The organism is Curtobacterium sp. ME-Dv--P-122a, from assembly GCF_030209645.1.
Taxonomy (GTDB): Bacteria; Actinomycetota; Actinomycetes; order Actinomycetales; family Microbacteriaceae; genus Curtobacterium; species Curtobacterium flaccumfaciens.
The window spans coordinates 16,042-26,893 of record NZ_JARVRO010000001.1; the positions used below are offsets into that span (position 1 = coordinate 16,042).

A 10,852-nucleotide genomic window follows, 5' to 3' on the forward strand; every position below is an offset into this window, starting at 1 on the left:
GGCCGCGTCGTTGCGGGTTCGGTCCGGGGACCTATTCGGCCGCGGCGTCCGTGGATTCCGCAGCTGCCTCGGACGTGGAACCGGCCTCGGCCTCGTCCTTGCCCTTCGCGGCGTGCTCGGTGGCACGACGCTCGGCCTTCTGTGCAGCACGCTTGGCGTTCTGCTCGCCCTTGACGTCGGACTTGTTCTTGAGCGGGGCGATGATCATCGTCATGTTGCGACCGTCCTGGGTCGGACGCGACTCGACGACACCGAACTCGGCGATCTCTTCCGCGAACTTCTGGAGGAGACGGACACCCTGCTCCGGACGCGACTGCTCGCGGCCACGGAAGAGGATCATCGCCTTCACCTTGTCGCCGCCGAGGAGGAACCCCTCGGCGCGCTTGCGCTTCGTCTCGTAGTCGTGCACGTCGATCTTCAGGCGGAAACGGACCTCTTTCAGGTCCGTGTTCACCTGGTTGCGACGGGCTTCCTTGGCCTTCTGAGCGGCTTCGTACTTGAACTTGCCGTAGTCCATGATCTTGGCCACGGGCGGCTTCGAGTTCGGCGCGACCTCGACCAGATCCAGTTCGGCTTCCTGCGCGAGACGCAGTGCCATGGCGATCGGGACAACGCCGACCTGCTCACCCTGCGGACCGACGAGTCGGACTTCGGGAACGCGGATTCGGTCGTTGGTACGGGGATCGGTGATGCGGAGCTCCTTCAATCAGGTGGTGGCCGTCCGGGGCGTTTGCCCTGGACGACAGCACGAGAGAGGAGATCTGACGCACGGGATGTCGACCCGTTCGGCAGCCGCCCTGCATCGGATCCGTGGGATCCGACCGACGGGTGCAACACGTGCACTCGCGGAGCGGTGGTGACCCGGTAGCCTGGTGGAACGCGGCCGCGGGTGGGAGAGACTCCTCTTTCGTGACACCGTCCGGGTGTTGTCGAGGATCTTGATCTCAGGAGAACTGATGTCAAGGGAACTGACGGCACACGGACAGCATCTGCCGCGAGCAAGCCTAGCAGAGGAGCACCGTGAGCGACACCCCGATCGACGACACCGGCATCGACGCCGCCAGGGACATCGCGGAGGTGCCGGCGGTCGAACTCATCAACACCGTTGCGGTGCACCTGCTCAGTGCCGCGGCCGTGAAGGTGGGCCTGGCAGACGACCCGCAGGAGCAGACCGACCTGGACGAGGCGCGGAAGCTCATCACCGCGCTGGCCGGCCTCGTCACCGCAGCCGCGACCGAGATCGGCGACCACCACGCACGTCCGCTCCGCGACGGGCTGCGTTCGCTGCAGCTCGCCTTCCGCGAGGCGTCGGCGATCCCGGACCCGATCGGTGCCGGACCGGGCGAGAAGTACACGGGTCCCGTCAACTAGACGACGTCACCCGGTGACGGACGGGAGGCCCGTGGCGGTGTCGCCACGGGCCTCCCGTCCGTTCGTGGTTCGCGGTCAGGACCCGCTGTCGCCGACCAGGCGCGCGACGGCCGCGAGCGGGATGCCGACCCAGTCGGGTCGGTTGCGGGTCTCGTAGACGACCTCGTAGACCGCCTTGTCGAGCTCGAAGGCGTCGAGCAGTGCGCTGTGGGCGGCGAGGTCCGCGCCGGTGCCCCGCCGGTAGCCCTCGAGGAAGCGGGCCCGCGCCTCGGCCGCCCAGGCGGCCGCGTCGACCGGTTCGGCGTCGTGCGCCAGCGCACCCGCGACGTAGTCGAACGAGCGGAGCATGCCCGCGACGTCGCGCAGGGTGACGTCCGGCAGCGAGCGTTCGTCGAGGGGGCGGAGGGGTTCGCCCTCGAAGTCCAGGAAGACCCAGCCACGGGGATCCGGTGCCGACAGGACCTGTCCGAGGTGCAGGTCACCGTGGATGCGCTGCAGGTCCGGCCACGTCGCGTCGGCGGCACGGGCGTAGACCGCGCGGACGGCATCGACGTGGTCGGCGACGGCCGGGGCCTCGCGGGCAGCGGTGTCGAGTCGGGCGTGCATCGTCGCGACGGCGGCGTCCCGTCGGGGTGCGTCTGCCGGTTCCGTCGGCAGCTCTCCGGCGAGTGTGCGGTGCACGTCGGCGAGCGCGGTGCCGAGCTGCTCGGCGCGGTCACCGAACGGGGTGCCGGCCTGCGCCTCCTGCAGGGCGACGCGCCAGGCGTCGTCGAGCCCGGGGAGGAACTCCTGGGCGAAGGCGAGGTGACCCGTCGCCGTGCCGTCCGGGCGTCCGACGTCGGGCCAGTCGGCGCGGAGGGCGCCGTAGACCCGCGGCACGCGCGTGCTGCCCGCCGCCGTGAGGGCGAGCTGCGTGGTCACGTCGGGGTTGTCGCCGTGGTGCAGCACGCGGAAGACCTTGATGATCACGCGGTCGCCGGACTCGGTGTCGCAGATGACCGATGTGTTGGACTGCTCACCCGTCAGGACGCGGGCCGCGGTGACCCGACCGATCGGGCTGAGGCTGTCCGGTGCCGCGTCGATGCGTGCGGCGAGTGCCGACACCCACGCGAGGTCGGTGGTGGCGTCGACGAGCGCGCCGTCGGGGCCGCTGGTGATCGGTGATTGGTAGAGGACGGGGACCGCGGGGGCCTCGTCGAGCACCAGCCGGGTCCCGTCGTCGGTCGAGATCGTCCGGAGGCGTGGCACGGATCCCTTCGAGGCGTACCAGCGGCGGTCGGCGATCCAGGACTCGAGGTCGCGATCGCTCGGCGTGCTGGTGTCGGGGGCGCTGGCGTCTGCGCTGGCGTCTGCGCTGGTGTCTGCGCTGGCGTCTGCGCTCGTGTCCGCGCGGGTGTCGGGGGCGCTGGGTGCTCCGTCGCTCATGCAGCGGAACCTACGCGCCGGGGCCTGGCGAGGTGCCGAGTCCCCCACAGGACGGGACGGGCAGGGCTCTGTCCACAGAACCCGCTGCCCCCGGTCTGACACGGGTGCGTCGGACGACACTTGCGGCATGCCCCGATCCGCTGCCGCTCCTCCTCCCGCCGCTGACGCTGCACGTGCGCTCCCCGACCCCCGCCGGACCTGGCGGATCCTCGACGACCGCAGACTCCCCGCACTCGAGCCGTTCGCCGCCGACGTCCGCCGCCACGGAGCGGTGACGGTGCGCGAGACGGTGTGGGACTCCGACGACCGGGTGCTCGCTGCCGAGGGGGTCGTGCTCACACGCTTGCCGGACGACACCTGGACGATCGACCGGGGTGCTCACGGGGTCGGCCCGGAACCGCTCGACGGCGCGTCCGACGATCCCCCACGGGACGCGGTCGAGGTGTTCCTGCGTGGTCGTCCGCTTCGGACCGTCCTGGTCCGTGACACCACCACGACGCTCGTGACCCTCCGCGGCAGGGACGGCCGGGTGCGGGCCGAGGTCGCCGACGTGCGCGTGGACGATGGTGACCCGGACACCACCGTGCTGCGGTCGTCGCGGTGGTGGGCCCTGACCGACGACGGACGCGACGGCGCCACGGCACGAGCGGCCGAACGAGCGCTGCACGACGCGGCGACCGATCCCGTGGACGTCTCGTCGGTTCCGCTCCCCCGCGGCCCGGAGCCCGCCCCGGAGCGCCGACGCGGCCGAGCGAAGCGCCCCCGGCCGGACACCGCCGCGGGGCTGGTCCTGCGGGTGCTCGATGCCCTGCGGCGCGACCTCGTCGCGGCGGACCCCCGGGTCCGAGCCGACGAGCCCGAGGCCGTGCACGACCTGCGGAAGGTGCTGCGCCGCCTGCGGAGCGTGCTCGCGGCGTTCCGCGGCGCGCTCGACCGTCAGGCGACCGAGGAACTCCGTGCCGCCCTGGCCGAGACCGGACGGATCGCCGGGACCGCTCGCGACGCCGAGGTGCTGCACGCCGGCCTGTCCCGGTCGGCGGCACACGCCCCCGACGGGTACGTGGACGCCGAGACCCTGGACCGCATCGCGTCGGAGACCGCGGAACGTCGCAACGTCGCTGCGGCCGAACTCCGGCGATCGCTGCGCTCCGACGCCTGGTTCCGGACACTCGATGCCCTCGACGACCTGCTGCTGCGGGCACCGGCCGGCCCGCACGCGGACGACGACGCGGCCACGTTCGCCGCCCGGCGCATCCGGCACGAGCGGGCACGCGTCGGTCGGCTGCTGGGTGATCCGAGCGATGACCTCGACACCCTGCACGAGGTCCGGAAGGCCGCGCGCCGGTTGCGCTACGCCCTGCAGGCGGCCGGTGACGTGCCCGACGTCGGGAAGCGCCGGCTCGGTCGACTGCGACGGGTGCAGGAGACCCTCGGCGAGACGCTCGACGCCGCACACGCCGCCGATGCGTACCGACGGCTGGGAGCCGTGGCAGCGCAGCACGGCGAGGACACGTTCGGGTACGGCGTCCTCGCGACGACCGAGCAGGCGGCCAGCACGCAGGGCCTGCGCCGATCACGGAAGCTGCTCGCGCGGCTCTGACCGGGTGCGAGAATCGGGCCGTGCCGCACTACTTCGAGGACCTCGCTGCCGGACAGACCTTCACGACGCCGGGGCGCACCATCACCGAGGCGGACGTTGTGTCGTTCGCCTCGTGGACGAACGACAACAACCAGGTGCACACGGACGTCGAGTTCGCGGGGAAGACCCGGTACGGGCAGCGGATCGTGCACGGGTTGCTCGGCACCTCGCTGTGCCTCGGGCTCATCGCGCGCACGGGCGTCTTCGAGGGGTCCGCGGTGGCACTGCTCGGGATCGACCAGTGGCGGTTCACCGAGCCCGTGTTCATCGGCGACACCGTGACCTGCACCGTCGAGGTCCTCGGCACCCGGCTGACGAGCTCGGGGACGACCGGGATCGTCGAACGGGCGGTGGCCCTGCGGAACCAGCACGGCGTGGTCGTCCAGCAGGGACGGATGGACGTCATGGTGCTCACGCGCGACGCCGCGATCGACTGAGCGACCGCTCGACGAGCGCCCTGCGGAGCCTGCTCTGCGCAATCCCGACTCCCTCTTTACAACGAGCCCTTTACAACGATGTACCAGGACGGGAGCATGGACGCATGAGCACGCTCGACGGCATCGTGGCCGCACCTGACTCCGCTTCCGCCCCCGGCCTCCCCCTCGCTTCGCGGCAGGACGGCACGTACCCCCGGCCGCAGATGCTCCGCACCGCCTGGGCCGACCTCGACGGCACGTGGTCGTTCCGGAACGACGGCGACGACGACGCCTGGCGCACCGGCTTCACCGACGCCCGGGACATCGTCGTCCCGTTCCCGCCCGAGTCCCCGGCCTCGGGCATCGACGAGCCCGGGTTCCACCCCGTGGTCTGGTACTCCCGCGCGATCACCCGCTCGGAGCTCGACGCCGCCGGGTTCGGCACCGGCGCCCCTCGACTCGTGCTGCACTTCGGCGCCGTCGACCACCGCGCCCGCGTCTGGATCGACGGGCAGTTCATCGGCGAGCACGAGGGCGGCCACACCCCGTTCTCCTTCGACGTCACCGAGGCGCTGACCACGGACGCCGACGCCGTGCACACCCTGGTGGTCCGCGCCGAGGACGACCCGCACGACCTGACCCAGCCGCGCGGCAAGCAGGACTGGCACGAGGACCCGCACGCGATCTGGTACCGCCGGACCACCGGGATCTGGCAGACGGTCTGGCTCGAGGCCGTGCCACCCGCCTCGATCGCGTCCCTGCGCTGGACGAACGTCGACCACGCGACCATGCGGCTGACGGTCCGACTCGACGGTCACCGCACCGGCGGCGAGCGCCTGCGCGTCGAGGCCCGCTGGGACGACCGCGACGAGCACCTCGCCACGATCGAGACCACCGTCGGCGAGACCGGGGACGAGTTCGACGTGGTCGTGCCGATCGCGCGGCAGACGAACGGGCAGGCCGAGGACGAGCTGCACTGGACGCCGGAGACGCCACGGCTGATCGACGCCACGGTCACGCTGCTGGCGCGCTCCGGCAACGGCACGCGGGTGGGCACGGGCGCGCTCGACGCGGTCGCCAGCTACTTCGGGATCCGGACGGTCGGGGTCGACGGCGGCGCGTTCCTGCTCAACGGCCGACGCCACGACGTCCGCAGCGTCCTGAACCAGGGCTACTGGCCCGAGTCGCACATCGCCGCCCCGTCCCGCCAGGCACTCCGCCGCGAGGTCGAACTCATCAAGGAGCTCGGCTTCAACGCGGCCCGCAACCACCAGAAGATCGAGGACCCCCGGTTCCTGTACTGGGCCGACCGGCTCGGACTCCTGGTGTGGGGCGAGGCCCCCGGCGCCTACGCGTTCTCCCCCCGCGCCGTGCAACGTCTGATGCGCGAGTGGATGGACGCCGTCGAGCGTGACGCCTCGCACCCGTCGATCGTCACGTGGGTGCCCGCCAACGAGAGCTGGGGTGTGCAGCACATCGCCACCGACCCCGCCCAGCAGGCCTACGCCCGGGCCCTCGCCGACGTCACGCGGGCATTGGACCCGACGCGTCCGGTGATCTCCAACGACGGGTGGGAGCACACGAACTCCGACATCGTCACGATCCACGACTACGAGGGCGACGGACCCCGGCTCGCTGCCACCTACGCGGACGAGACCGCACGGACCCGACTCCTCGGTGGCATCGGCCCGGCGGACCGTCGCATCCTCGTCGGCGGCGCCGAGGACCTCGGCCAGCCGGTGATGCTCACCGAGTTCGGCGGCGTGAACTACCAGCCGGGCGTCCAGCGCGAGGACGGCTGGGGCTACACGTCGGCCACTGACGGCGACGACTGGGTGGCCCGCATCACCGCGCTGTACGACGCGATCCGCGCGAGCTCGTTCCTCGCCGGGTCCTGCTACACGCAGCTCACCGACACCATGCAGGAGACGAACGGCCTGCTCAACGCAGACCGCTCCCCGAAGGTCCCGATCGAGCAGATCCGTCGCGCGGTCACGGAGCGCTAGCCGGGAGGCCCGCACTTCGTGAGCAGGAATGGTCGGGTCCGGCAGGCGGACCCGACCATTCCTGCTCACGATGCACACGGGTTGCCTCGCGCCGGGCGGGTGGCGGCCCGCGATGCGGGGCGCGGCCTGCGATCTGGGAGGATCGGGCGGGTGACGAGCGTGGCGGAAGCGAGCCGGGCCTCCCGGCGGGGGTTCCGCAGCCTGCTGACCGGACGGCACAGCGCCTGGACAACACCGCTGCTGATCTGGGCGGCCTCGCGGGTGGTCAGCACGGTGCTGCTGGCGACCGTGTACCTGCTGGCGACCGCGAACGGCTGGCCGTTCGCCTCGTACCGGCAGGATCCCTCGTTCTTCACGTTCTCGGGCTCGTGGGACGCCTCGTTCTACCGGACCATCGCCGAGCACGGGTACCCGGCAACGCTGCCGGTCGACGACTCCGGGCACGTCCTGCCGAACGCGTGGGCGTTCCTGCCGGTGTTCCCCGCGGTCGTGCGGATCCTGATGACACTGACCGGCGCCTCGTTCTGGGTCGCCGGGGTCGTGGTGGCGTCGATCGCCGGAGCGGGTGCCTGCGTGCTGCTGTACCGGCTGGTGCTCGCCGTCGGGTGCTCGCACCGGGCCCGCTGGGCGACGGCCCTGTTCGCGTTCGCGCCGACGGGGTTCCTGCTGCAGGTCGCCTACGCGGAGAGCCTGCTGCTCGTGCTGCTGTTCGGCGCGCTGCTGGCGCTTGTGCGGCGTCGGTACTGGCTGATCGCGCCGCTCGGTGTCGTGGCGGCGTTCACGAAGCCCGGGGTCCTCGCGCTGGCGCTGGCACTGGCCGTGCACCTGGTCCTGCGGTGGGTCGGAGCGCACCGCATGGGTCGCGCTGCCGAAGTGTTCCCGTGGCGTGACCGGATCGCGATCGTGGTGACCGGCCTGGTCGTCGCGGCTGCGGGACTGGCGTGGCCCGTCATCGCGACGGCCGTGACGGGGCGGCCGAACGCCTACCTGGACACCGAGCTGTCGTGGTGGGTGGGGTTCGTCGGTCGCCAGCACTTCGCGCCGCTGACGCCGTGGTTCACGATGGCGTCGACGTGGCTCGGGCCGCTCGGCATCGTGCTCGTCGTGGTGGTCCTCGCCGGCGCGGTGTGGTTCTTCTCGCGCAGGAGCACCAGGGCCCTGGGTGCCGACGTGCTCGCGTTCACAGCCTCCTACGGGCTGTACCTGGTGGCGGTGTTCCTCCCGCAGCAGTCGTTGCCACGGTTGCTCATGCCGATGGCGCCGCTGCTCGGGTCGGACGTGTTCGTGGGGACACGGCGGCGGGCGGTGACGTGGCTGGTCGTCGGGGTGTGCCTGCAGCCGGTCGCGGTCGTGCTGCTGTGGTTCCTCGGGTACCCGTGAGCGGCGCTGGGCAGCGCTACGCGTCGAACGTGTGGAACCAGGCCGATCCGCCGGGGTGCTGCACCGTGATCATCTCGTCGAGGTCGCGGTAGGGGCCGTCCTGGTTGTGGCTCGCCGACTTGATGCGGATGGTGCCGTCGGGCTCGGTGAAGACCTCGGACACGATGGTGGTGTGGTCCGGTGACCCGTTGGCGTTCCAGTCGAAGAACACGATGTCGCCGACCTGCACCTTGTCGCGCTCGTCCGACGAACGCCGGGTGAGTCCGAACTCGGCCGCGTTGGTCTCGAGCCACGGGTCCATCGTCGGGCAGTAGGTCCACGTCGCGCTGTGCTCGGCACCGGCCGCGCGGTTGTACCAGTCGGAGCGCTGCTCCCACCCACGGGCGATGAGCGTCTGGCTGACGTAGTTCGCGCAGTCGCCGCCGATGGGGTTCATCGTGCCGTACTCGGCGAGGTTGTAGTCCTTCCAGTACCGCATCGCGTACGCGAGCTGCCGGTCGACGTCGGTCAGTGCGGCGTAGGCGAGGGTGGTCGAGGCGACCGCGCTGCCCGCAGCGGGCGTCGCGGCGGCGGTCGGCGTCGGCGATGCGGTCGCGGTGTCCTGGGTGGCACCGCTCTGCCCGTCGTTCGCGGCGCTGCCGTTGCCGTCGGAGGACTGGTTCGCCGACGCGGTGGGCTCGATCACCGAGGTGAAGAGCGCGACGTCGGCGTCACCGGCGGTGTACATCGCCTGGTGCGGGGCCGTGAAGGTCACCTTCGACGCGGTCGCCGTGACGTCGCGTGCCGCGACACCACCGACGGTGACGCCCTTGACGGCGGCGAGTCCGGTCCCCGTCACGGTGATCGTGACGCCACCGGCGAGCGGGACCTGCGCCGGAGTGACGGCCTTCGCGACGGGCTTCGCCGTCGGGGTGGACGTTGCATCCCCACCCCCGGAGCTCCCGCGCCCGCCGCCCGAGCCCTTGCCCGAGCCCTTGCCCGAGCCCTTGCCCGAGTCGCTGCCGGAGGAGCACGCAGCGACGGCGAGCCCGATCCCGGCGACGCCGGCGAGGGACAGGAGTGCGCGGCGGTTCATCGAGGCAGTCATGACACGACCAGCGTAAGCGACACCTCCGTCGTTCCGACACGGCATGATCGTCTTCGGGGGCGAGCGTCCTCCGTGTCCCAGCGGACCCGTTCGGAAGGAACACACATGCCCGAGAGCCACGACTTCTTCGTCGCCACTGACCCCGAGACCGCCCGTGCCCAGGTGCGCGAGGCCCTGTCTCGCGAGGGCTACACCGTCGACGACGCCGAGCAAGGGGCACTCCGTGCGACCCGCGGCAGCCTCGGCCTGACGCTCCTCATCGGCGGCATGGCGAACGACCGCACGTTCCACACCCGCCTGGACGTGCAGATCATGATCGCCCCGGACGGCCGGACGGTCGCCCGACTGCTGCGCGGCTCGGGCAAGTCCGCGATCAAGGGTGGAGCGCTCGGCATCTCGCGCGGCAACCGTGCCTTCGAGCAGGCCGCGAACGCGATCCACACCACCTTCGCGCAGTCCGGCGTGCTGACGGAGAGCATCGCCGGCTGACACATCCACGGCGGAGACGGGTCCGACGCGACCCGCAGACGGACGGGAGGCCCGGTGCCAGCTGGCACCGGGCCTCCCGTCCGTCTGGGGTCACGACGTCACGACGTCACGACGTCACGACAGTGCGATCACGTGCAGGAGACGTTGCGGTCGATGCTGCCGGACCCGTAGGGCACCACGACCTGGACCATCGCGATGGTGCCGCCGGGCAGCGGGGTGCCGGAGCAGGCCTTCCGCGCCTTGGTGACCGTGCTCCGGCCGAGCGCGATCCAGTTCGAGCGGCCGTACAGCGTGCTGTTCGACTTGACCGTGCCGGCGATGGTCTTCCACTGCGAAGTGGTCGAGTAGAGGCCGATCCGCTTGATGCCGGCGGTCTTGAGCCCGACGATCATGCCCTGCATCGCCGCGCGGTTCTGGGCGGTGTCGCGCTGGTACGACAGACCCGTCTCGACGTCGATCCACCAGCGGTAGGCGGACGGGTTCGGGACGCCACGACTCTGGACGTCGTCGTACCCACGGGCGTAGCCGTACATGAACGAGCACGCCAGGGTGACCTGCTTCTTGCCGCCCTTGGTCACGCACTTGCCGAACGGGTTGGTGGGCACCGTGTTCTGGTACCGGTTCGACGTGGGCCAGACCGACGCCTTGAGACCCGGGTTGGCGAACAGCGCGTACAGCTGCGTCTTCGGCTGGGCCGAACCCCCGACGGACTTCGCCGACCAGGCGAGCTGTTCGGCGAGGCACGGGTTCGTGGTGTTGCCGAGGGACTCGTTGACGCCGACGATGCCGAACGCCTGGTCGGTCGGCACCTGGCTGCCGCACTGCGGCCAGGAGATGTCGACACCCAGCGGCGTGACCGCTGCGGATGCACCCGACGACGGGCCGGCGACGGCGATGCCGGCGGCCACCACCACCGTGGTCGCGATGGTCGCGACGAGACGACTGATACGGAACATGCTCTCCCCCTGATCGGGCCGAACCGGTCGGCCGCGCCCCACCGGCGCACGGGGAGTCTAGGTGGAAGCTTCGGACGACACAC

10 protein-coding genes are annotated in these 10,852 nt (G+C 71.4%); 6 read left to right on the plus strand and 4 right to left on the minus strand.

The features are described 5' to 3' along the window. Positions 1–31 precede the first annotated feature (31 nt). Positions 32–706, minus strand: coding sequence for a translation initiation factor IF-3 (gene infC, locus QRN49_RS00075; protein WP_081827403.1), 675 nt, complete (start codon positions 704–706; stop codon positions 32–34). A 314-nt stretch (positions 707–1,020) separates the two neighbouring features. Here infC and QRN49_RS00080 point away from each other — a divergent pair, with 314 nt between their 5' ends. Continuing rightward, entirely contained in the window at positions 1,021–1,371 is a 351-nt protein-coding gene (locus tag QRN49_RS00080) for a DUF1844 domain-containing protein (RefSeq protein ID WP_027466553.1), read from the plus strand. A 75-nt stretch (positions 1,372–1,446) separates the two neighbouring features. Here QRN49_RS00080 and QRN49_RS00085 read toward each other — a convergent pair whose 3' ends face one another. Beyond that, complete coding sequence (locus QRN49_RS00085) at positions 1,447–2,796, minus strand: phosphotransferase (protein ID WP_284753152.1); 1,350 nt, start codon at positions 2,794–2,796, stop codon at positions 1,447–1,449. A 127-nt stretch (positions 2,797–2,923) separates the two neighbouring features. Between QRN49_RS00085 and QRN49_RS00090 the strand changes: the two genes are divergently transcribed. From QRN49_RS00090 to QRN49_RS00105, 4 genes are all read left to right on the plus strand, one after another. Continuing rightward, on the plus strand, positions 2,924–4,396 hold the full coding sequence (locus tag QRN49_RS00090; RefSeq protein WP_284753154.1) for a CYTH and CHAD domain-containing protein: 1,473 nt from the start codon (positions 2,924–2,926) through the stop codon (positions 4,394–4,396). A 20-nt stretch (positions 4,397–4,416) separates the two neighbouring features. Continuing rightward, positions 4,417–4,872 carry a MaoC/PaaZ C-terminal domain-containing protein gene (locus QRN49_RS00095; RefSeq protein WP_027466555.1) on the plus strand — a complete coding sequence of 152 codons (456 nt, stop codon included), beginning with the start codon at positions 4,417–4,419 and terminating at the stop codon, positions 4,870–4,872. Positions 4,873–4,976: 104 nt separating this feature from the next. Further along, positions 4,977–6,857 (plus strand): glycoside hydrolase family 2 protein, encoded by a 1,881-nt coding sequence (locus tag QRN49_RS00100; RefSeq protein ID WP_282819840.1) that lies wholly within the window; start codon positions 4,977–4,979, stop codon positions 6,855–6,857. Positions 6,858–7,007: 150 nt separating this feature from the next. After that, on the plus strand, positions 7,008–8,237 hold the full coding sequence (locus QRN49_RS00105; RefSeq protein WP_284753158.1) for a putative hexosyltransferase: 1,230 nt from the start codon (positions 7,008–7,010) through the stop codon (positions 8,235–8,237). A 16-nt stretch (positions 8,238–8,253) separates the two neighbouring features. Here QRN49_RS00105 and QRN49_RS00110 read toward each other — a convergent pair whose 3' ends face one another. Beyond that, complete coding sequence (locus QRN49_RS00110; protein WP_282820202.1) at positions 8,254–9,324, minus strand: amidase domain-containing protein; 1,071 nt, start codon at positions 9,322–9,324, stop codon at positions 8,254–8,256. A gap of 105 nt (positions 9,325–9,429) precedes the next feature. On the opposite strand from QRN49_RS00110, the gene QRN49_RS00115 reads away from it, so the two are divergent. After that, positions 9,430–9,813 carry a response regulator gene (locus QRN49_RS00115; RefSeq protein WP_071405149.1) on the plus strand — a complete coding sequence of 128 codons (384 nt, stop codon included), beginning with the start codon at positions 9,430–9,432 and terminating at the stop codon, positions 9,811–9,813. Between the two features lie 128 nt (positions 9,814–9,941). Here QRN49_RS00115 and QRN49_RS00120 read toward each other — a convergent pair whose 3' ends face one another. Beyond that, entirely contained in the window at positions 9,942–10,769 is an 828-nt protein-coding gene (locus QRN49_RS00120; protein WP_282818418.1) for a glycoside hydrolase family 25 domain-containing protein, read from the minus strand. Positions 10,770–10,852: the final 83 nt, after the last annotated feature.